The following is a 21,396-nucleotide window of genomic DNA, read 5'->3' as shown; positions in this document are numbered from 1 at the left end:
TTAGATATATTGTTTATTTTTTAATGATTTTTTAATTTTTCCGAGATTTCAAACGATTGAAGAAAAAGGTGGAAAAAAAATTGTTTCAAGTTTCAGGTTTCAGGTTTCTGTAGAAATTGAAACTTAAAACCTGAAACCTGAAACAAAAAACAAACCCGACAGGTTTTTAAAACCTGTCGGGTTTGAATATGTATAAGAAAACTAATTTTTTAGTTTTCCATGTAAGCTTCGATAGGAGCACAGCTGCAAATTAAATTCCTGTCTCCGTATGCATCATCTACACGACGAACAGATGGCCAGAATTTATTTTCAGCAATGTAATCTAATGGATAAGCTGCTTTTTCTCTAGTATAAGGGAAATCCCAAGAATCAGTAGTTAACATTGCCAATGTGTGAGGTGCATTTTTCAATACATTGTTTTTATCATCAGCAGTTGCAGCTTCAATTTCTTTTCTGATTGAAATAAGAGCATCACAAAAACGATCTAACTCAGCTAAATCTTCAGATTCTGTAGGCTCAATCATTAAAGTTCCTGCTACTGGGAAAGAAACCGTTGGAGCGTGGAAACCGTAATCCATTAAACGTTTTGCGATATCACCAACTTCGATTCCTTTTTCTTTGAATGAACGACAATCTAAAATCATTTCGTGGGCCGCTCTTCCGCATTCTCCAGTGTAAAGAATTGGGTAGTGACCTTCAAAACGAGATTTCATATAGTTAGCATTCAAAATCGCATGCTCAGTAGCGCTTTTTAATCCTTCAGCACCCATCATTGTAATGTAGCCGTAAGAGATTAAACATACTAAAGCAGATCCGTAAGGTGCAGATGAAATAGCTGTAATAGCTTGCTCACCACCAACTTTTAAGATTGGGTTTGTTGGTAAAAATGGAACCAGTTTTTCGTTCACACAAATTGGCCCAACACCAGGTCCGCCACCACCGTGAGGAATAGCGAATGTTTTGTGTAAGTTTAAGTGACAAACGTCAGCGCCAATTGTAGCAGGATTTGTTAATCCAACTTGCGCGTTCATGTTGGCACCATCCATATATACTAATCCGCCGTTTTCGTGGATTAATTTAGTGATTTCAATAATTGAAGATTCGAAAACTCCGTGAGTAGAAGGATACGTTACCATTAAACAAGATAAATCATCTTTATGCTCAATTGCTTTTTCTCTTAAATCTTCAACATCAATATTTCCTTCTGGAGTAGTTTTAGTAACAATGATTTTCATTCCGGCCATCGCTGCAGAAGCAGGATTTGTTCCGTGAGCAGATGAAGGAATTAAACATACATTACGGTGACCCTCGTTTCTGGATAAGTGGTAAGCACGGATAGCCATTAAACCAGCATATTCTCCCTGAGCTCCAGAGTTAGGTTGCAATGTTGTTCCGGCAAATCCGGTAATTACATTTAATTGCTCCTCTAATTTTTTAAGCATCGTGATATAACCTTCAGCTTGTTCTACTGGTGCAAACGGGTGAATGCTGTTCCAGTTCGGCATTGAAAGAGGTAACATTTCAGAAGCCGCGTTTAACTTCATCGTACAAGAACCTAATGAAATCATCGAATGATTCAATGATAAATCTTTACGCTCTAATTTTTTGATATAACGCATGATCTGACTTTCTGAATGATGATTGTTGAAAACATCATGCGTTAAGAAAGAAGATGTTCTTTCTAATGAAGCCGGTAATTGACTTGAAGTTGCTAATTCAGAAACAGTGAAAGTTTCTTTTCCTAGAGCTTCAGCAAAAATGGCAATAATTTGGTTGATATCAGCAATTGAAGTCGTTTCGTTTAATGAAATCGAAATTGTATCAGCATCAACATAAAAGAAGTTTACTTCGTTTTTCTCCGCAGCAGCTTTTACTTTTTGAGCGTCTGCTTTTACCAAAATAGTATCAAAGAAAGCTGTGTTGGTTTGGAAAACTCCTAATTTATTTAAAGCTTCAGCAGTCGTAACTGCAGATGCGTGAACTTTGTTTGCAATATATTGTAATCCTTTTGGTCCGTGGTAAACCGCGTACATTCCGGCCATAACCGCTAATAAAACCTGAGCGGTACAAATATTTGAAGTTGCTTTTTCACGTTTAATGTGCTGCTCACGAGTTCCTAACGCCATACGTAAAGCACGATTTCCGTTTACATCAATAGAAACTCCAATGATACGACCTGGCATTGATCTTTTATATTCATCTTTAGTTGCAAAAAAAGCAGCGTGAGGACCACCGTAACCCATCGGTACACCAAAACGTTGTGAAGTTCCAACCACTACTGCAGCTCCCATTTCTCCTGGAGAAGTTAAAGCAGCAAGTGACAAAATATCAGCAGCAAAAGCTACTTTGATTTCGTTTTCTTTTGCTTTAGCAACAAAAGCGCTGTAATCGTTTACCTGACCATATTTTCCTGGGTATTGTAAAATAGCTCCAAAAAACTCATTTGAAAAATCAAATGTTTCGTGGTTTCCAACAACTAATTCAATTCCAATTGGAGTTGAACGTGTTTGAAGTACAGATAAAGTCTGCGGTAAAATTTCTTCAGAAACGAAGAATTTATTGGTGTTGTTTTTCTTTTGATCACGTGTACGAACGTCAAACAGTAAAGCCATTGCTTCTGCAGCAGCAGTACCTTCATCTAATAAAGATGCATTGGCAATTTCCATTCCAGTTAACTCAATAACAGTAGTTTGGAAATTTAAAATAGCTTCTAAACGACCTTGAGCAATTTCTGCCTGATAAGGTGTATAAGCTGTATACCATCCTGGATTTTCGAAGATATTTCTCTGAATTGGAGCAGGAACGATAGTTGGATGATAACCCAAACCAATATAAGATTTGAATACTTTATTTTTCTTTCCTAATTCTTGAATATGATTTGCAAATTCGTACTCCGTCATTGCAGGATCCAAATTCAAAGGCGCTTTTAAACGAATATCGTCCGGAAGGGTTTCATAAACAAGTTGTTCAATCGATTCAACACCAATGGTTTGTAACATGTGTTGAAGATCTGTTTCTCTTGGACCAATGTGTCTTAAAGCAAAAGCATCTGTTTTCATTTGTAGCAGTCTATTTTTTAAAGATCAAAAGTAATTTGCCGAGTGTTTTATTTGATTTCACAGGGTTTATTACATTTTATAGTAAATGTGTTGTTTTTTTGTGGCGCAAAATTAAGTATTATTAATAATTTAATGGATATTTTTAACTTCAATTTTTATCAAATTTCCAACTAAAGAGTTGATTTGTTACCAATTGATTAGATTTGAGGCATGAAACTTTTAAAACAAATTTTCGATTTTTATTTAAACAGCAGTATTCACGTGGCTTTATCGTGTTATGCTTTGGTTCGAATTACGTTTTATTTCTTTCATCTTCAATATGATGAGCCAATGGCTTTGTTCGTTTTTTTTGGAACAATTGTAGGATATAATTTTGTAAAATACGACGCCTTAGTTCGCGTCAAGAAAAAACCAATCGGAAAGCAGCTAAAAATTATTGCTCTTTTAAGTTTCATTTCGCTGCTTTTAGTCGGCTATTATTTTTTCCATTTAAAAAGAATTACACAAATCGTTTCTGTTGGAATTTTTGCCATAACCGCACTTTATACTCTGCCATTTTTTCCGAATAAAAAAAATGCGCGAAACTGGGCAGGCGTAAAAATTTATATTGTTTCGCTTTGCTGGGTAGGAGCGACATTGGTTTTGCCCTACATAAATGCCGAAGTTCCCTTTACAGCCAACTTTTTTATAAAATGCCTGCAGCGTTTTGTCTTGGTTTTTGTGCTGATTTTAGTTTTTGAGATTTTAGATTTAGCCAATGACGATCCGCATTTACAAACCGTTCCGCAGACAATAGGCGTTAAGCGGACTAAGATTTTAGGATTCTCGCTCCTAGTTCCGTTTTGGGTTTTAGGAATTTTGACTTTTACCCTTCACGATCTTATCATCAACCTCATTATGGTTGTGACCTTAATGTTGTTTATTTTATTTGCCAACACAAACCGCTCCAAATATTACACTTCTTTTTGGGTCGAAAGTGTCCCGATTTTTTGGTGGCTTATGATTGCGTTTCTATAAAAACATTTTGGGCGTGCCACCATCTTGGTAAAAGGGCAAATTCACTTTACGCTTGTACGCCCTTTTAACAAGATGCTGTCGGGCTATCCGCGCTACTTCGGTAGCTAGCTTCTATCCCTCACGCAAACCGTAAAACAAGAAAAATCATTTTCAAAAGAAAACAATTAAAACCATTAAATAAGTTTAACTTTTGAATTGCCTCCAGCTTTAGCTGGAGGTAAAAAGTGTCTCCAATCTGGCTTTAGCCAAATGATAAAGTTTGGCTAAAGCCAATAGTATTCAACCTTATTTCTCCTCCAGCTAAAGCTGGAGGCAAGTCACTAGATTCAAAAATCTGCTAAATCTGCTAAATTTGCGTAAAAAAATAACTTTTGATAATCATTCAAAAAACAACTAATCTATTTTGTTTTCTGATCAGCTAAAGCTTTGTTCAAATCGGCTTTTGCTTCATTTAGTTTCTTTCTTTTCTTGTCGATTTTCTCTTTGCTTTCTTTGTCTTTAATTGCTTCGTTTAAATCGGCAGTTCTTTCATTTACTTTTTGCTGTTTCTCTTTTACTTTTTTGTCAAGATCTTTATTTACCGTTTTGGTGGTGCAGTTTTTCTTGGTCTGCGCAATCGCATCTTCAACTCCTTTAATCTGATTTTGATTTCCAGCTTTTTTAGCTGCAGCTAATTTTGTGTTTAATTCGCATAATTTTCTTTCACAGCCTTTTAAAGTTGTACAATTGCTTTGAGAAAATCCAACAATAGAAAAAGCGAAAAATGCTATCGATAAAACTTTAGTTTTTAATTTCATAAGTTTGGTTTTAAATTAGATACTTTCTTAAAAGTAAGAAATTTATTTTAAAACTGTTTTTCAGAGACTTCTTTAAGGATTTTATTTCTCTCTAAAAGGAAATTCGTTAAGTGCTTTTTCAGAAATAAAAAATCAAATAAACTTCCAAAAATGCCAAACGGAGTTTCATACTGCAATTTATCTTTCATGATCGTAATTCCATTTTCTTCTTCAAAAAAATGTTCGTGTTTAAAAGACTTGAATTTGCCCCGTTCCATTTCATCCACAAAATAATCATGCAAATTCATAGCTGTAATTCGGCTTTTATGTGTGAGATAAAAACCAAAATGTTTGCCTCGCCACGTTACTGTTTCATTTAAATTGATCAAACCAGATGTCACGCCGACAATAGCTTTTTCTTTTGATTTACTCGCAGATTGTTGATGAATATCAATATTTCTTGAGTGATCAAAAACGATTTGTTTGTGTGCGCTTATTTTGGTAATTAAGTTTATAGTTGGCATGATTTACATTTTTTTTACAGAATCTTGTCATTTCGACGAAGGAGAAATCACACTAGGAATTCGACAAAGATTGGCAATTCTCTTTGAGGAATTACTCGTGTGATTTCTCCTTCGTCGAAATGACAAATAATACCTAAATTAAATCTTTAAAAGCCTCATCAATATCTCCAAACTTAAATTGAAAACCATTTTCCAAAAGTCGTTTCGGAATCACATTTCTGCTTTTCAAAACCAATTCAGTTTCTGTTCTAATAAAGAAAGATCCGATTTCAAGAAAAAATTTGTTCATCGGAATTCCGAAAGGAAAACCAACTGCTTTTCTAAGTCTCTGCATAAAATCAGCATTTCTGATTGGCTTTGGAGAAACGATATTTATTATTCCGTCAATTTCTTTTTGAATAATTAAATCAATGGCATTTGCAAAATCTTCTTCATGAATCCAGCTTATAAACTGATTGCCGTTCCCTTGTTTTCCTCCAAAACCAATTTTTGCCAAAGTTTTTAACGGAATAAAAGCGCCACCATTTTTCCCTAAAACAATTGAAGTTCGCAAAGCGGTTTTTAAAGTGTTTGGAGTTTCAGTTTTAAAAAATGCTTTTTCCCAAGACAACGCTACGTTTATAGAAAAGTCATTTCCGATTTCACCATCAGCTTCATCCATCTGCTTGTCTAAAGAAAAACGATAAATAGTTGAGGTTGATGAATTCAGCCAATGTTTCGGCGGATTTTGGCAATTTAAAACGGCTTTGTTTAAAATCTTTGTGCTTTCAATTCGGGATAAAAGGATTTCTTTTTTGTTTTCTTTGGTATAACGGCAATCAACAGATTTTCCGGCAAGATTTATTAAAACCGTTGCATTCTCTAATTCCTTTTCCCAGCCCGAAAAAGTTTTGGCATTCCAGTTTACATATTTAATTCCGTCTATGATTTTTGATTTTCCACGAGTCAGAATTACAATTTCTTCAAATTTATTTTTGAAATGATCGACTAAAACTTGTCCTAGAAAACCGGTTCCTGCTGCGATTATGAGTTTGTTCATGTTGTTAATTTTTTTCGCCACGAATTGCACAAGTTTTCACGAATTAATATTATCAAAACAATTTAAAAATTAGTGGAGATTAGTGTAATTCGTGGCAGACTTTAATTTAAAATAAAAAGCAAAGCAAGAATTCGATATAAAATCCAGGTGTAAGATAAATGAAAGGGAAGTTTTAAAACTTTGACTCTTCTAAAATGTTCTGCACACATAATCAAAACCGTAATTCCAAACCAACCTAAGACAAACATTTCCGGAAGATTGATAAATTGATTCAGAATCAAAACCGGAACTAAGATCAAAGATCCCATTAAAGAAACAGTCATTAAATTTCCAGCATAATTGATTATAGTTTTTTTATCGAATTTTAAAAGAAATAAACTTTGAAAAACAATCTGTCCAAATGCCAAAATAATTTCTCTTGTAATATTTGATTTTGGTAAAATCGGAATCAAATTAGAATATCCAAATAAAACCAAACTCGTAATAGTTAATGCGAATCCAATAAAAATAAATCTGTATTTGTAATTGAAATCAGGCGTGCATTCTAATTTGTTTTCTTCTTTTACAATTCCTGGAATGATTACTTTTCTGTTATAAGAAACAAAAGAATACATTTTTTTTAAGATGAAATGAATCGGTTTTATAGTTGCAATTTCTTCAATTATTGGAAAAGAAAATCCAATGACTTTTATCAAACTGTCAACTCCGTAAGTGACTGTTTTGGTTTTATTATTAATCAACGCAATTTCATTTGGCGCTCGTTTTAAGTCTACAAAACTTTGTTCTTCATCAGAAAGCTGACAATAAGATTTTCTTCCATTTTCATCGAGCATACCACTTTTTACAAAGCCGGTTGTGTATAAACTGCAAAGCGGACAATCTTCGTCATAAAGTAAGGTTTGGTTTTCGAGCGTTTTCATGATTTTTGGTTTTAACGTAAATAATTTGATTAGTACATTTCTTCTAAAACTGGAATTGATTGCAGTTTTCTTTTATTCTTAACTGTAATTTTTGAACCTTTTGCTAAGAAAACTGAAGTTGGTTTTGAATCTTGAAGAAATCCAAAATCGTTTCCATAAATTTTTTCGAAATCAATTTCAATATTGTGATTTAAAACTTCCAATTGTTCCCATCTCGGATGTTGAACTTCATATTCAAAAGTAGTTTCTTCATCGATTTTGGTATATCCAAAATAATGTTCCGTGATGAATTCAGCTTCAGAATCGACTTCAATTTTTTTTAAAACATTTGTAGTTTCCAGTTGAATGGTATTCCACTTTTTATCCTTTTTCCATTGGTAAATAAAAGTATTAGTATTTTTATTCTCAATGATTTCATATCTCATTTTCTGAGTTTCATAATGTTCCTGATACAAAGTATTCGCAATAAATGTGATCGCTTTTTTAGGAACAATTTCTTTAATGAAAACTACACCGCGTTTCCATTCTCCATTTTCAAAACGTTTTACGTAAAATCTCAAATTGACTTCTTCAAAATCTACATGAAACGGAACTTTCAATCCTAAAACTTTGGTGTTTTTAAACATAAAACCAACCAAGCTTACGTAACATTTGTTGTTCCAAATATCAATTTCGGTTCCTGCGGGAAGATATTTTTCTAAAATTTCGGCATCAACTTCATAATTGAAAAGTGCTAAATTTTTCCATTCTGCTTTTAAGAAGTTCATAAGAGTTGTTTTTTAAATTTTTAAACTTTCAGAAAAAAATGAAAGTTTTAATTAAATTTTTTTATTTCATTATTTTTAAAACCAGCCTCCCAAGCCAGTTATCATTAAATTCAGTCATTTTGTCTAACATATTATCTGCTTTTAAAACGAAATCGTACAGTTTAGTAGTTTGATCCACAAAGTGTTTTTCTTCTGCAGAATCTTTTGCTTCAATAGTCGAAACTTCTTTTAAGATTTTAAGCGCAGGTTTGATTTCTCTTTTGCTTCGTTCTCTTGAAATTTTTACAGCTAATTCGTCTAAATCTTTTTCGGCAGTAAAAAATTCTCTTCTTTCTCCGGCTTTGTACTCTTTATAAACAATTCCCCAATCCATTAAAGCTCTCAGGTTCATGCTGGCGTTTCCGCGGGAAATTTGCAATTCTTCCATAATGTCTTCCATAGAAACAGCGTCGTTTGAAACCATTAATAAAGCGTGGATTTGTGCCATCGTTTTATTAATTCCCCATTGAGAACCTAACGCTCCCCATGTTTGTACAAACTTATTTTTTGCTTCTTTGAATTCCATGGATCAAATGTAAGTAAAAGTTTTTAAACTTTCAAAAATAAATGAAAGTTATTTAACGAATTATAAAGTTATGTTAATTGAATGCCTTAAATTTTGATTAAATAATGATGCAGCTATTTTTGTAAAAATCACATTTATGGAATTATACTACACCTTTTCAGTACTTATCGTACTGGCATCTTTCTTCGCCTATTTAAATTTAAGATTTTTAAAACTTCCGGGAACGATCGGAATCATGATTATTGCTATGCTGGTTTCGGTAGGAATTCGCCTTTTGGGAGATTCTTATTTTCCTGCAACCACAAAACATTTTTTTGATTTGATCAAAGAATTTGATTTCAACGAAATCTTAATGGGAGCAATGTTGAATTTTCTTTTATTTGCCGGCGCACTGCACGTAAATATGTCAGATCTTAAAGAACAAAAAGTTCCGATTATGATTTATTCCACTGTAAGTGTTGTATTGTCGGCATTAATTATTTCTGTTCTGCTTTTTTATATCGCACCACTTTTCGGAATCAAAATCCCTTACTTATTTTGTTTAGTTTTTGGAACATTAATTTCTCCAACCGATCCAATTGTGGTTTTAGGAGTTTTAAAACAAGCCAAAGTTCCTAAAAGAATAGAAACCAAAATTGTTGGAGAATCATTGTTTAATGATGGAGTAGCAGTAGTAATGTTTGCCGTTGTTTTAAAAATGGCAACCGATCCAGCATTTGATATGAGTTTTGGATCTATCGCATGGTTATTTGCAAAAGAGGGTATTGGCGGACTTTTATTAGGAGCCGTTTTAGGATACACAGCATCAAGAGTTATGAAGAAAATCGATGATTATAAAGTTTCGGTTTTGATAACACTTTCGATTGTTATGGGAGGATTTTTAATTGCCCAAAGTTTACACGTTTCGAGTCCGCTGGCAATGGTTGTTGCCGGATTGATTATTGGTAATTATGGTAAAAAAGTAGCGATGAGCGAAGTAACTCAAGACTATTTAGGGAAATTCTGGGAACTTATTGACGAGATTCTGAATGCTATTCTATTCTTGTTTATTGGTTTTGAATTACTATTGCTTCCAGATTTAAACAAACAATTGCTGACAGGTTTGGTAGCTATCTTTATAGTACTTTTTTCAAGATTAACATCGATAGTTCTGCCTTGGAAATTCTTCGATATTTTTAAGTTCTTCGGAATCAAATCGGCCTATAACAAAGGTTCTTTGATGGTTTTAGTTTGGGGAGGAATTCGTGGAGGAGTTTCAATTGCATTAGTTCTTTCTATGCCAGAAGGAGAATATAAAAACCTATTACTGGAAGTAACTTATATTGTTGTACTGTTTTCAATTGTAGTGCAAGGACTGACAGTTGGCAAATTAGCGAAACGAGTTTTAGAGAAAGAATAAATACAGATTGACGTAAAAAAGCAGAGGTTGTTTCAATATTGAAACAACCTCTGCTTTTTTATATTACGATTTACAGCTCCAGCGGAGCGATACCTCTGAGAGTTTCATCGTTTGTCTTCTTTAGAATAATTTGATTCTCCATTAATATTAATTTCTCCACCTAAAAAGCGAGGCTCTCGATTTCTTAAAACATCAAAAAAAGATTTGAAGATTGAACCATATTCTCTAAAAGTGACATATTGATAACCTAAATATTCTCCCTTATTCGCAGAATAACCAACCGATTTTATACCGAGTTTTTGTCCGATATAAATTGCTCTGTTTAAATGATATTTCTGAGATATTAAAGTTGCTTTTTTAATTTTAAAAATATGTTTGGCGCGATACATTGTAGAGTAAGTATCAAAACCGGCATAGTCTATAAATATTTTTGTGGTATCAACTCCGTGATTAAAACAGTAGTTTTTCATAACAGTCAATTCATCATATTCTTCACGGCCATTATCACCCGAAAGTAAAATTTTATTGATTCGTTTTGCTTTCCATAATAAAATCCCTGCATCAAGTCTGTCTTTTAAATATTTGCTTGGCTGATCTCCGTTAATTCCGGCACCAAAAATAATTCCGACATCATTTTTAGGAAATCTTTTAAGTGAATTATAAATATGTTTTTTAGTGGAAGATTTAACGTAATAATTTACAGAAACAACTGCAAATAATCCAATAATTGCTAAGTAGAGGAGGATTTTGAAATATTTTTTCAAGTTTGATTGGTATTAATCTTTAATGTCAACGGCGTTAATTGTTTGGATTTTTCCATCAGCAAAAACCACAATTTTTCCATTGGTTTTCTTTTTGTTTTCAATCATTTTTTTTGAAGAAACTTTTAAGCCTTCAACAATTTTATGTTGTAACTCTTTGATTTTATCTTTTGTCATATCTTTAAAAAAGTTTTTATTTCATCAAATAAATTTTCATTGGTAATTTGAATCTCTTCGTTAATCTCTTTTTCGGCAACAAGTATTGGTAATTTATTTGAGTTATCAAACAACATTACATTGTTACACTTGTGAAGATAAATTTCAAAGAAATTTTTAATACCACGAATGTATCTTCGTTCTATAACATCTTCAGGAATATTATGTCCACCTTCCGTTACTCTTACTTTAACTCTTTGTTTTGCTAATTCAATAGAGTTGAGCCAAAAGAAAATTAATGTTACAAAATAGCCTTGACTTTGTGCTTTTTTTACAATAGAAATATAGCTTTTTGCAGAAAGAGTTGTCTCAAAAGCAAAGTCCACTTCCTTTTGTAATAGCTCATCTATTCGATTAAGCATTATTCTTCCAGCTTCAAAACTTACTGTTTCAGGTTGAAATGGTGATAAACCTTTTGCGATTTCATCAGCATTTACAAATTCTTTACAGTCTAAAATTTCAGGCAGGATTGAGTATGAAGCTGTTGTTTTTCCAGCTCCATTACAACCCGCAATTATATATAAATTTTTTTCTTTCAAAAGACTTAATAATATACAAAGATATTAAATATTAAACCAATCCCGCTCTCTTCAATAACGCTTCCGGTTTTGGTTCCTGACCTCTAAAACGTTTGTACAAAGTCATAGGATGTTCTGTTCCTCCTTTAGAAAGAACATTGTCTTTGAATTTTTTCGCTACTTCTTCATTGAAAATCCCTTTTTCCTGAAAGTATTCAAAAGCATCTGCATCTAAAACTTCTGCCCATTTGTAGCTGTAATATCCTGAAGAATAACCACCTTGGAAGATATGCGAAAAAGCCGTACTCATTGCATTTTCTTTTACATCTGGATACAATTGTGTATTGGCAAATTGTTCCGTTTCAAAAGCTTTTAAGTCTGTAATATTGGTTGGATCTTGTCCGTGCCAAGCCATGTCTAAAAGTCCGAAACTTAATTGACGTAAAGTTGCCAAACCTTCTTGGAAACTCGCACTTTCTTTAATTTTTTGTACATATTCAATCGGAATAATTTCTCCCGTTTCATAATGTTTAGCGAACAAAGCCAAAGCTTCTGGTTCGTAACACCAGTTTTCCATAATCTGACTTGGTAATTCTACAAAATCCCAATAAACAGAAGTTCCAGATAGACTTGGATAAGTTGTATCAGCAAGCATTCCGTGTAAACCATGTCCGAATTCGTGGAATAGTGTCGTAACTTCATTAAAAGTCAATAATGAAGGTTTTGTTTCGGTTGGTTTTGTGAAATTACAAACATTCGAAATGTGTGGTCTTTCGTTTACGCCGTCTTTTACATATTGTGATTTGAATGAAGTCATCCATGCACCATTTCTTTTTCCTTTTCTTGGGAAGAAATCAGCGTAGAAAATAGAAACTAAATTGTTTTCAGCATCTCTTACTTCATAAGTTGTAACTTCTTCGTGGTATTTATCAATATCAAAAACTTCCGTAAAAGTTAAACCGTATAATTTTTTGGCAACTGTAAAGGCACCGTCCAATACTTTTTCTAATTGAAAATAAGGTTTCAGTTTTTCATCGTCTAAATTAAAAAGCTGTTGTTTTAATTTTTCTGAATAATAAGCGCCATCCCATTTTTCTAATTGTTCGATTCCGTCCAGTTCTTTCGCGAAAGCGGTTAATTCTGCAAACTCTTTTTGAGCTGCTGGTTTTGCTTTTGCTAATAAATCATTTAAGAAAGAGAAAACTTTCTCTGGGCTTTCGGCCATTCTTTCTTCCAGAACAAAATGTGCGTGAGTTTTATAACCTAATAAATTGGCTCTTTCAAAACGCAGTTTCGCAATTTTTAAAACATTTTCCTGATTGTCGAATTCATTATTCTGAAATGCTTTTGCTCCAAAAGCAATAGCCATTTTTTTACGCAATTCGCGATTATCTGCATAAGTCAAAAACGGAACATAACTTGGGTGATCTAAAGTGAAAATCCAGCCTTCTTTTTCTTGGTTTTTAGCTAATAATCTAGCGGCTTCGATTGTTCCTTCTGGTAAACCTGATAAATCTTTTTCATTGGTTAAATGTAATTCGAAGTTGTTAGTTTCCGCCAAAACATTTTCGCCAAACTGTAAACTCAACTTAGATAATTCTTTGTCAATTTCTCTTAACTGATTTTTCTTGTCTTCAGGTAAATTAGCTCCGTTTCTAGAAAAACTTTTATATTTTTTGTCTAATAAAGTCGTTTGCTCTGCGTTGAGATTCAAACTATCTTTTTGACCGTAAACTGCTTTTACTCTCGCAAACAAATCGGCATTTAAGCGAATGTCATTTCCAAATTCTGAAAGAAGAGGTGAAACTTCCTGAGCAATTTTCTGCATTTCGTCATTGGTTTCAGCCGAATTCAAATTGAAAAAAATACTCGAAAGGCGATCTAAAATATCGCCTGAAAAGTCCATCGCCACAATTGTGTTTTCAAAAGTTGGCGCGTCCGGATTATTTACGATTGCATCAATTTCGGCTTTCGCCAAAGCAATTCCTTCTTGAAAAGACGGAACGTAGTCTTCGATTTTAATTTGAGAAAAAGGGGCAGTATTATGTTTCGTTATAAATTTTGAAAGTAAAACACTCATTATGATATACTATTTTTTATTAATTGAAGTCAAATTTTTGAATTCCAAAGATAGCAATTTATAAAAATGTAATCATCTAAACAAAATCGATTCTCGGCATAAAATCCTCTTAAATTGTGTTATAGATATGTTATTTATTCCTGCAGACGGTTTTAAAAGCGTAAATTGAGAAAATAGGATTTAGCATATAAAATGCTGATCATAATTATAAAAATAAAAAGATATGAATTATCAAATTGTAATAAATAATATTGATACGGTAAATGAAGTGGAAGGATATTGGTCTGATGAAGATTTGATTGCCTTATTAGAAAAATTCAATTATCCTGACGGAGCGACAGCAGATAAATCGAGTTTACCAGAATTATTAGAAATGGCTATTTCTGATTACGAGCCTAACGAAGCTGCCCAGATTGTTTTAGAATATAAATTAGGAGAGCAATTAAGTGATGGACAGATTGAACAGATATCGAACAATATGTTAATAGATAAAGTTTGTGAAGAATATCCAGAAATACACATGCAAGGAACTTTGTTTCATGTTAATCAATTACTTTTTAAAGCTTACAATGGGAAATTTCCGAATGCAAAAGCTTCGATTGTTCATTTTTCTATGACACCAACTGAGGGCGAAGTGCAAAAGTTAACTTCCGAAAATGTATTGAAATTATTGAATAAAGGTTTGTCTGATAGAAATCTTATTAAGAGATTATTCGAAAATCAAATTTCTCAAAACATTCCATTTCCTGAAGCCGAAAGTATTATTTGGGAATTGACAACTGAAGATAATATAAATTACAATTTGGTTACTTCAGAAAATTGGATCAATAAAGATGATATACAAGAATCTGAATTTGAATCTGTTTTGGAGGAAGTGGAAGATGAAGCGTAATTTAATTTTTTAGTCGCGGTTTTCAGTCACAGTTTATACTCAAAACTGTGACTGAAAACTGTAAACTATTTCAATCCTTCTGCAGCTTTATTAACCGCGGCTTTCAATTCTTCTTTATAAGAAATAATCGTATCAAGCACTTTTTTATCATGACTTCCGATGATTTGTGCTGCTAAAATTCCGGCATTTTTTGCTCCGTTTAGTGCCACAGTTGCGACAGGAACTCCGCCCGGCATTTGCAGAATCGATAATACCGAATCCCAGCCATCAATAGAATTACTAGATTTTACAGGAACTCCAATTACAGGAAGTGGTGACATTGAAGCGACCATTCCAGGTAAATGCGCAGCGCCTCCAGCTCCGGCAATAATTACCGAAATCCCGCGTGTATGTGCATTTTTACTGAAATCGAATAATTTTTCCGGAGTTCTGTGTGCCGAAACAATATCTACTTCAACTTCTACATTGAATTGTTTTAGTATGTCGATGGCATCCTGCATGACTGGCATGTCTGAGATGCTTCCCATTATAATAGCTACTTTGCTCATTTTATTTTTTTTTTAATTTGGTTTGTTTGAGGTTTCAGGTTTCAAGTTGTTGAAAACTGAAAACTGCGACTGAAAACTATTGAGAAATTACTCTAATAGTATTCTTAACATCTTCTGCAATTCGTCTTGCTTCAACCACATTTTCATTTACTATGGTTACGTGGCCCATTTTTCTGAAAGGACGCGTTTGTTTTTTACCGTAAATATGAGGAGTAACGCCGTTCCATCCTAAAATAGTTTCGATGTTTTCGTAAACAACATCTCCAGAAAAACCTTCGGCGCCTACTAAATTTACCATTATTCCGGCCACTTTACTGTCTGTATTTCCTAAAGGAAGATCTAAAATAGCACGTAAATGATTTTCGAATTGAGAAGTGTAACTTGCCTCAATTGAGTAATGTCCAGAATTGTGCGGACGTGGAGCCACTTCATTCACTAAAATCTCATCTTCGTTGGTTTGGAACATTTCTACAGCTAAAAGTCCAACGTGATTGAATTTTTCAGAAACATTTAAAGCAATTGCTCGGGCTTTTTCGGCTACTTTTTCGTCGATTCTTGCAGGGCAGATCACGTATTCAACCTGATTTGCTTCTGGGTGGAATTCCATTTCTACAACCGGATACGTCTTAATTTCTCCAGATGGATTTCTTACCACAATTACCGCCAATTCATTTTTGAAAGGAACCATGGTTTCTGCAATGCATTCTACATTTGGTAAATCATCCATATCAGAAATTTGACGAATTACTTTTACGCCATTTCCGTCGTAACCAAATTCAGTGCATTTCCAAACAAACGGAATTGTGATTTCATTGTTTCCAACTGATTTTTGCAAATGTGCTGGACTATCAAAACGTAGATAGGATGCCGTTGGGATATTACTTTCGGTATAAAAATCTTTTTGAGTTCCTTTATTCTGAATTCCTTTTAAAGTTTTTGGAGACGGATATACTTTTACACCTTCGTTTTCCAATTGCGTTAAAGCTTCAAGATTTACCAATTCGATTTCGAAAGTCAAAACATCGACTTGTTTTCCAAAATTGTAAACCGTTTCATAATCCATCAAATCGCCTTGAAAGAATTTATTGCAGGCAATTTTGCTCGGTGCTTCATCGCTTGGATCTAAAACATAAGTTTGTATGTCAAATTTTCTGGTGTCAGACAAAAGCATTTTACCCAATTGTCCGCCGCCTAATATTCCTAATTTAAAATCAGAAGAAAAATAATTCATTTTGTGTTGTGTTTTTGCAAAGATACCTTTTAATCTTTTTTAGCCAAAATTTAGTTTTTCCGCCACAGATTAAAAGGATTAAAAAAGATTTTTTAAGTTGCCACGGATTACACGAATTTATAAGAATTGCATTTTGTTAAAAATTTGTGGTGAAAAAAGAAAGTATAAATCATTCTAATCCTTTTAATCTGTGGCAAAACCTATTTTATTTTTTTTAAAACTTCTTTTGCTACGGCTTTATAAGCGGCAGAATGATCTGCATAATCCTTGTCAATTATAACCTTAAGTTCTGGATGAATCCAGTCATAGTGATTTCCTAAAATATATAAAGTACGGATTGAGTAGGCTTTCGTAGCAACTTTAACGTCGGTAATTAACCAGTCGAAAGAAGCTTCTATGCAGTCTTGTAAATTTTCTTCAGAAAGTTTAATACAGTTTTCGTTTTTCTTGTAATGCGATTTTATAAGAAGCTGTACCACTTTTGCAATTGGGCGAAGCGAACTTTCATCTTTTAAAACTTTCAAATTGGAACAGAAAAAATCGAGATGAGGCTGAAGCCAAAGTAATTCTTCGTAAGAAACAAATTCTAAAATCCAGCAGGCTTTATGATTATTTTTGTCTGATGGGGTAAAACAAATTGAAACCAATTCACCAAAAAGTGATGGGTTTTCTAAAATATCCTGTGCAGCTATGAGACGATTTTCCCGATAAGCATTTACATAATCCAATTTTTTTTGCAATTCAGACGGCATCTTTGTGGTATTAAATACTCTGCTAAAATAAGTAATTTAGTGAGATAATTCCGAAATAATTTATTGGTAATCCGGGATAATAAAATCTTGGCTGTGCATTTCCTACTGCGGTCGCGTTGGTCAAAATCATCGAAGCGTACTTTTCGTTTGTGACATTATTTACGCCAGCATCAATATGAGCTTTTAAACCCGATAAAATTTCGAATTGATAACCAGTTTTTAAATTTAATAAAGTATAAGAGTCAGAAAAGTCTGCGTTAGAATCATTTAGCGGAATTTTGTCAGTAAACTGAAAATCGGCTGTAAAGTAAAATCCTGAACTCGTATTTAAGGTAAAACCAGCGCTTGCTGTATTGGCAGGAACTCCGGTTAATTTGTTTCCAGAAAAATCATTTCCATTATCAACAAATTCCTTAAATTCATAATTTCCAATCGATGCTCCGATATAAGAACTTAAATTGAAAATGGAATTAATTAGCCAATTGTGGTTGAGTGAAATTTCGATTCCTTCATGAAAAGTTTTTCCAGCATTTACACCTTCGTATTGGTCGTCGCCAATTCTTTTCGCAACCAATAAATCTTTAATTTCCATTCGGTAAACGGCAATTTGAGTATACAATTTTTTGTTGAAAAAATGCAATTTTCCGCCCAATTCAAAATTATAACCCGTTTCAGGTTTAATGTCGGGATTAATGTTTCCTGTTGAGGTTAAAGTTTCTTCGGTTGCAGGAAGAGAAAATCCTCGGCTTACAGAAAAGTAAAAAGTGCGAACTTCATTCGGTTTGTATAAAAAAGAAAGCTGCGGTGAAAAAATTCCATCATAACTGTATTTTTCCTTCGGATCATTCGCCGAAACGGGAAAATCATTTTGCAGTTTAAATTTGGTTTTGTTGTAATTTAATCCTGCTTGAATTTCAAATTGATCGGAAAGTAAAGTCCTAATTTGCGAAAAAATATTGTAAAAATGTCTTTTTTGATCGGTTGCCGTAAGCTGATCGCCTTGTAAACTTCCGTTTCCATTATTTTGCTGATAGAGATTTTCGAAAGTATTACCACTGTAATTATCCCTGAAATATTCAATTCCGCCAATAAATTGATTTTTAATTTTTCCAATTGTAAAATCACCAGAAAATTGAGTTCTGACACCCGATGCAAAAGTATATTGGCGTAAAACGTCAAAAGGACGAGGTTCGTTGCTGTCTTTATAATTGATAAAAACAGAAGTCGAATTGGTGAGGTGATCGTTTATTTTGAAATCATAAGCTAATCCGCCGAGAGTCGATTTATATTCTTTAAAACCTTTCGAAGCAACCCAAGTTGGTGCGCCCGACTGCGGATTATTGTCGAAAGCCGTTTTGTTTATGGAACTTGGAATATAAGCTTTCAAATAAGTATAATTAGAAAAATAAGTGAGTTTGCTGTTTTTCTTTCGGAATAATTCTCCAGAAAGTGTAATTCCTTCACGATTATAGGCGCTGTTTTCGCGCCAGCCGTCTGTTTTTAAATTGTGATAATTCAGACTTACAGAAGAGCTTTTTTCATTCAAATCAAAACTGACTCTGTTTTTCAGTAATCCAAAAGAACCAAAAACAGAACTTACTTCAGCTTGATACTGCCCATTTTTTAAGGTTTGTGGTGAAATTAAAATCGCACCGCCCAATCCTGCGCCATAAATACTCGAAAGCGGTCCTTTTATAACTTCAATCTGATTAATGTTTTGAAGATCGATATCGTCAATTACCGTTTCACTGTTTCCAGATGTTAGCGGAATGCTTCCGTAAAAAGCTCTAATTTTATTTGTTCCGTAAGGAGTTCTGGCGCCAATACCTCGAATCGAAATTCGGGTTGTAGTAATATTTGACGATTGCATAAAAACGCCTGGAATAGTATTAATTACATTGCTAATGTCTGTAGTGTTATTTCGAAGTAATTCTTTTTCGGATAAAATGCCAATAGAAGCAGGGCTGTTTTGTAAATCTCGGTTAATATGGAGCGGACTTATTAAAACTTCATTCAGTTTTTGGGTTTTGAAAGAATCAATATTTTGAACTTCTTTTTCCTGTGCTAAAATGTTTTTAGAAATAAAAAGAATAAAGAAAAAAAGAAGGTATTTTTTGGAGGGCATAAAATGGCTGGGTTAAAAATGCAGTTTTATTTAACACATAGAAACATAGGTTTCATTGAGGCAAAAAAGGCGTTTCACTTTTCCTAAAGTCACATAGCTATGTGTGAAAACGAGTTTCTTTTTAATCTTAATCTACGAAACAAAAATCTATGTCTCTACGTGTTTAATTTTTATAGTTTGGAATTTGGAATTTTTATTTTTAATAACTTTATTTATTCGCAGTAACCTTCCAAATAGTATTTCCGCTGTCATCATTTACCAAAAGCGATCCGTCATTCATAACCGTTACCGCAACTGGGCGTCCGTAAACTTCAGCTTTATTAGAATCAGAAATAAAACCAGTTAAGAAATCTTCTGGTTTTCCCGAAGGTTTTCCATCTTTAAAAGGAACGAAAAGTACTTTATAACCTGAAATTTTAGAGCGGTTCCAAGAACCATGCTGCCCTACAAAAGCTCCGTTTTTATATTTAGCAGGAAAAGCATTTTTGGTATAAAAAGCCAATCCTAAAGAAGCAGTGTGAGATCCTACTGGAACATCAGGAACAATAGCTTTTTCGACTAAATCTTTTCTTTCACCTTTCAATCGTGGGTCAGGAATACTTCCAAAATAAGAATACGGCCATCCGTAGAAACCATCTCTTTTTACACTTGTAATATAATCTGGAACCAGTTCGTCGCCCAATTCATCGCGCTCATTTACAGCAGTCCATAATTCTTTGTTGGCTGGATTCCAGTCCATTCCAACAGGGTTTCGCAATCCCGAAGCATAGATTTTTTCACCAGTTCCATCAGGATTAACTTCTAAAATAGCAGCACGGCGAACTTCTTTGTCCATTCCGTTTTCGCCCACATTACTTCCAGAACCTACAGAAACATAGATTTTGCTTCCATCAGGACTTGCTAGTAAATTTCTTGTCCAGTGATTGTTGTAACCGCCGGCAGGAAGTTCAAGAATTTTTTCGCCTTTTGTTTCCAATTTCAACGGATTGTTTTTATAAGGATAACGGTATAATCCATCGGTATTAGCAATGTAGAAAAAGTCTTTTAAAACCAGCATTCCAAAAGGTTTGTTTAAACCAGTTACAAAAACCTGACGGCTTTCAAACTTTCCGTCTTTATCTTTATCGCGTAAAACCGTAATTTGATTTTTGCTGGATCTCGTACCGCTTTCGACAACAAAAATATCTTGGTTGGGTGCAATATAAGTCCATCTCGGATTTTCAAATCCGTCAGCAAATTTAGTTACAGTAAAACCTTCTGGTGCTTTTGGCGTTTTGCCTTCAGACCAGCCTATAACTTTACTATTGTTCGTTTTCGATTCAGTTGCGTAAGGCGGTGGAAGCGTTAAATCACCAATTGCAGTTTTTACAACAGTATTGGGTTGTTTGGCTAAAACTTCCTTTTCTTCTTTTTTAACTTGTCCGTTGCATGCGGTCATTAGTGCCAGTAATGATATAGAAAATAGCGGTAAAGATTTTTTCATTTGAATTCTTTGGAGTTAAATATTTATATAACAACAATTTACTCAAATTAAAAATAGCGTCAAATAATAATTTGTAATTATTAACTGATATTTAACATTCGTAAAAAATATCGGTATACAGTTTATTTTGATAGAAGCAGTTACGTTGTAATTCTGTATCTTTGTGCATTATTTTAAAAAGAAAAATAATGATACAACTTCACGATAAACAATTTGTTCCGTTTATTTCGGCTAAAGAAATCGATTTTGCTTTAACTAAAATAGTGGCTCAGGTAGAGGATGATTTTGGAGATGATACACCAATTTTTATTGGAGTTTTGAATGGCGCTTTTATGGTAGTGTCAGATTTTTTGAAGAAATACAAAAAACCATGCGAGGTTTCATTCATAAAAATGGCATCGTATGAAGGAACTGAAAGTACTAATTCTGTTAAAGAATTAATAGGAATCAATCAGGATTTGACTGGAAGAACGGTTATAATTATTGAAGATATTATCGATACAGGAAATACGATCGAAGAATTGAAACGTTTGTTTAAAGAAAAAAATGTAAAGCATTTTAAAATTGCCACTTTATTCTTTAAACCAGAAGCTTATAAAAAAGACATTAAGATAGATTACGTTGGAGTTCGTATTCCAAATAAATTTATTGTTGGTTACGGTTTGGACTACGATGGTTTAGGAAGAAATTTAACCGAAGTCTATAAATTAGCAGAATAAAAAAA

Annotated in this window: 20 protein-coding genes; 4 read left to right on the top strand and 16 right to left on the bottom strand. The window is 33.4% G+C overall.

The features are described from left to right. Positions 1-209: 209 nt before the first annotated feature. The gene (gene gcvP / locus HYN86_RS02170) at positions 210-3,059 is read right to left on the bottom strand and encodes an aminomethyl-transferring glycine dehydrogenase (protein WP_113676571.1); all 2,850 of its coding nucleotides are present in this window, start codon (positions 3,057-3,059) and stop codon (positions 210-212) included. A 210-nt stretch (positions 3,060-3,269) separates the two neighbouring features. Between gcvP and HYN86_RS02165 the strand changes: the two genes are divergently transcribed. Further along, the gene (locus tag HYN86_RS02165; RefSeq protein WP_113676570.1) at positions 3,270-4,076 is read left to right on the top strand and encodes a UbiA prenyltransferase family protein; all 807 of its coding nucleotides are present in this window, start codon (positions 3,270-3,272) and stop codon (positions 4,074-4,076) included. A gap of 398 nt (positions 4,077-4,474) precedes the next feature. Here HYN86_RS02165 and HYN86_RS02160 read toward each other — a convergent pair whose 3' ends face one another. The 6 genes from HYN86_RS02160 to HYN86_RS02135 all read right to left on the bottom strand — a co-directional run bounded on the left by HYN86_RS02160 (position 4,475) and on the right by HYN86_RS02135 (position 8,667). Next, entirely contained in the window at positions 4,475-4,873 is a 399-nt protein-coding gene (locus HYN86_RS02160; RefSeq protein WP_113676569.1) for a DUF1090 family protein, read from the bottom strand. Positions 4,874-4,920: 47 nt separating this feature from the next. Beyond that, entirely contained in the window at positions 4,921-5,376 is a 456-nt protein-coding gene (locus tag HYN86_RS02155; RefSeq protein ID WP_113676568.1) for an SRPBCC family protein, read from the bottom strand. 133 nt (positions 5,377-5,509) lie between these two features. Further along, positions 5,510-6,415: a TIGR01777 family oxidoreductase gene (locus HYN86_RS02150; protein WP_113679828.1), complete on the bottom strand. Its 906-nt coding sequence runs from the start codon at positions 6,413-6,415 to the stop codon at positions 5,510-5,512. A 101-nt stretch (positions 6,416-6,516) separates the two neighbouring features. Further along, the gene (locus HYN86_RS02145) at positions 6,517-7,335 is read right to left on the bottom strand and encodes a thiol-disulfide oxidoreductase DCC family protein (protein WP_113676567.1); all 819 of its coding nucleotides are present in this window, start codon (positions 7,333-7,335) and stop codon (positions 6,517-6,519) included. A 29-nt stretch (positions 7,336-7,364) separates the two neighbouring features. After that, entirely contained in the window at positions 7,365-8,102 is a 738-nt protein-coding gene (locus tag HYN86_RS02140) for a YqjF family protein (RefSeq protein WP_113676566.1), read from the bottom strand. Positions 8,103-8,163: 61 nt separating this feature from the next. Then, on the bottom strand, positions 8,164-8,667 hold the full coding sequence (locus HYN86_RS02135) for a GbsR/MarR family transcriptional regulator (protein ID WP_113676565.1): 504 nt from the start codon (positions 8,665-8,667) through the stop codon (positions 8,164-8,166). A gap of 136 nt (positions 8,668-8,803) precedes the next feature. On the opposite strand from HYN86_RS02135, the gene HYN86_RS02130 reads away from it, so the two are divergent. Then, positions 8,804-10,066 carry a cation:proton antiporter gene (locus tag HYN86_RS02130; RefSeq protein WP_113676564.1) on the top strand — a complete coding sequence of 421 codons (1,263 nt, stop codon included), beginning with the start codon at positions 8,804-8,806 and terminating at the stop codon, positions 10,064-10,066. A 104-nt stretch (positions 10,067-10,170) separates the two neighbouring features. Here HYN86_RS02130 and HYN86_RS02125 read toward each other — a convergent pair whose 3' ends face one another. From HYN86_RS02125 to HYN86_RS02115, 4 genes are read right to left on the bottom strand one after another with little or no spacing between them, the layout of a single operon-like run. Next, positions 10,171-10,830 carry a SanA/YdcF family protein gene (locus tag HYN86_RS02125; RefSeq protein WP_113676563.1) on the bottom strand — a complete coding sequence of 220 codons (660 nt, stop codon included), beginning with the start codon at positions 10,828-10,830 and terminating at the stop codon, positions 10,171-10,173. 12 nt (positions 10,831-10,842) lie between these two features. Next, positions 10,843-11,004, bottom strand: a complete 162-nt coding sequence (locus HYN86_RS20930) for a hypothetical protein (RefSeq protein WP_162789261.1) — start codon at positions 11,002-11,004, stop codon at positions 10,843-10,845. After that, complete coding sequence (locus HYN86_RS02120; RefSeq protein WP_113676562.1) at positions 11,001-11,582, bottom strand: zeta toxin family protein; 582 nt, start codon at positions 11,580-11,582, stop codon at positions 11,001-11,003. Before HYN86_RS02120 ends, HYN86_RS20930 begins: the two co-directional genes overlap by 4 nt. A gap of 31 nt (positions 11,583-11,613) precedes the next feature. Then, on the bottom strand, positions 11,614-13,641 hold the full coding sequence (locus HYN86_RS02115) for a M3 family metallopeptidase (protein ID WP_113676561.1): 2,028 nt from the start codon (positions 13,639-13,641) through the stop codon (positions 11,614-11,616). Positions 13,642-13,864: 223 nt separating this feature from the next. On the opposite strand from HYN86_RS02115, the gene HYN86_RS02110 reads away from it, so the two are divergent. Further along, on the top strand, positions 13,865-14,533 hold the full coding sequence (locus HYN86_RS02110; RefSeq protein ID WP_113676560.1) for a hypothetical protein: 669 nt from the start codon (positions 13,865-13,867) through the stop codon (positions 14,531-14,533). Between the two features lie 65 nt (positions 14,534-14,598). On the opposite strand, the gene purE is transcribed toward HYN86_RS02110, so the two are convergent. From purE to HYN86_RS02085, 5 genes are all read right to left on the bottom strand, one after another. Further along, the gene (gene purE, locus HYN86_RS02105; protein ID WP_057114953.1) at positions 14,599-15,081 is read right to left on the bottom strand and encodes a 5-(carboxyamino)imidazole ribonucleotide mutase; all 483 of its coding nucleotides are present in this window, start codon (positions 15,079-15,081) and stop codon (positions 14,599-14,601) included. A gap of 76 nt (positions 15,082-15,157) precedes the next feature. Further along, positions 15,158-16,312 carry a 5-(carboxyamino)imidazole ribonucleotide synthase gene (locus HYN86_RS02100; RefSeq protein WP_113676559.1) on the bottom strand — a complete coding sequence of 385 codons (1,155 nt, stop codon included), beginning with the start codon at positions 16,310-16,312 and terminating at the stop codon, positions 15,158-15,160. Positions 16,313-16,512: 200 nt separating this feature from the next. Next, complete coding sequence (locus tag HYN86_RS02095) at positions 16,513-17,064, bottom strand: hypothetical protein (protein WP_113676558.1); 552 nt, start codon at positions 17,062-17,064, stop codon at positions 16,513-16,515. A 22-nt stretch (positions 17,065-17,086) separates the two neighbouring features. Beyond that, positions 17,087-19,189, bottom strand: a complete 2,103-nt coding sequence (locus tag HYN86_RS02090) for a TonB-dependent receptor (RefSeq protein ID WP_113676557.1) — start codon at positions 19,187-19,189, stop codon at positions 17,087-17,089. Positions 19,190-19,397: 208 nt separating this feature from the next. Next, positions 19,398-20,672: a PQQ-dependent sugar dehydrogenase gene (locus HYN86_RS02085; protein WP_113676556.1), complete on the bottom strand. Its 1,275-nt coding sequence runs from the start codon at positions 20,670-20,672 to the stop codon at positions 19,398-19,400. Positions 20,673-20,860: 188 nt separating this feature from the next. Here HYN86_RS02085 and hpt point away from each other — a divergent pair, with 188 nt between their 5' ends. Continuing rightward, entirely contained in the window at positions 20,861-21,391 is a 531-nt protein-coding gene (hpt, locus tag HYN86_RS21100; protein ID WP_230406421.1) for a hypoxanthine phosphoribosyltransferase, read from the top strand. The last annotated feature ends 5 nt before the right edge of the window (positions 21,392-21,396 follow it).

The sequence above is a fragment of the Flavobacterium fluviale genome (assembly GCF_003312915.1).
Taxonomy (GTDB): domain Bacteria; phylum Bacteroidota; class Bacteroidia; order Flavobacteriales; family Flavobacteriaceae; genus Flavobacterium; species Flavobacterium fluviale.
Note: the sequence above shows the minus strand (reverse complement) of the source record. Positions and strands in the feature narration are given on the sequence as shown.

Coding starts and splice junctions, on each gene's coding strand:
- gcvP (WP_113676571.1), bottom strand. CDS start 3,059: ATGAAAACAGATGCTTTTGCTTTAAGACACATTGGTCCAAGAGAAACA.
- HYN86_RS02165 (WP_113676570.1), top strand. CDS start 3,270: ATGAAACTTTTAAAACAAATTTTCGATTTTTATTTAAACAGCAGTATT.
- HYN86_RS02160 (WP_113676569.1), bottom strand. CDS start 4,873: ATGAAATTAAAAACTAAAGTTTTATCGATAGCATTTTTCGCTTTTTCT.
- HYN86_RS02155 (WP_113676568.1), bottom strand. CDS start 5,376: ATGCCAACTATAAACTTAATTACCAAAATAAGCGCACACAAACAAATC.
- HYN86_RS02150 (WP_113679828.1), bottom strand. CDS start 6,415: ATGAACAAACTCATAATCGCAGCAGGAACCGGTTTTCTAGGACAAGTT.
- HYN86_RS02145 (WP_113676567.1), bottom strand. CDS start 7,335: ATGAAAACGCTCGAAAACCAAACCTTACTTTATGACGAAGATTGTCCG.
- HYN86_RS02140 (WP_113676566.1), bottom strand. CDS start 8,102: ATGAACTTCTTAAAAGCAGAATGGAAAAATTTAGCACTTTTCAATTAT.
- HYN86_RS02135 (WP_113676565.1), bottom strand. CDS start 8,667: ATGGAATTCAAAGAAGCAAAAAATAAGTTTGTACAAACATGGGGAGCG.
- HYN86_RS02130 (WP_113676564.1), top strand. CDS start 8,804: ATGGAATTATACTACACCTTTTCAGTACTTATCGTACTGGCATCTTTC.
- HYN86_RS20930 (WP_162789261.1), bottom strand. CDS start 11,004: ATGACAAAAGATAAAATCAAAGAGTTACAACATAAAATTGTTGAAGGC.
- HYN86_RS02115 (WP_113676561.1), bottom strand. CDS start 13,641: ATGAGTGTTTTACTTTCAAAATTTATAACGAAACATAATACTGCCCCT.
- HYN86_RS02110 (WP_113676560.1), top strand. CDS start 13,865: ATGAATTATCAAATTGTAATAAATAATATTGATACGGTAAATGAAGTG.
- purE (WP_057114953.1), bottom strand. CDS start 15,081: ATGAGCAAAGTAGCTATTATAATGGGAAGCATCTCAGACATGCCAGTC.
- HYN86_RS02100 (WP_113676559.1), bottom strand. CDS start 16,312: ATGAATTATTTTTCTTCTGATTTTAAATTAGGAATATTAGGCGGCGGA.
- HYN86_RS02095 (WP_113676558.1), bottom strand. CDS start 17,064: ATGCCGTCTGAATTGCAAAAAAAATTGGATTATGTAAATGCTTATCGG.
- HYN86_RS02090 (WP_113676557.1), bottom strand. CDS start 19,189: ATGCCCTCCAAAAAATACCTTCTTTTTTTCTTTATTCTTTTTATTTCT.
- HYN86_RS02085 (WP_113676556.1), bottom strand. CDS start 20,672: ATGAAAAAATCTTTACCGCTATTTTCTATATCATTACTGGCACTAATG.
- hpt (WP_230406421.1), top strand. CDS start 20,861: ATGATACAACTTCACGATAAACAATTTGTTCCGTTTATTTCGGCTAAA.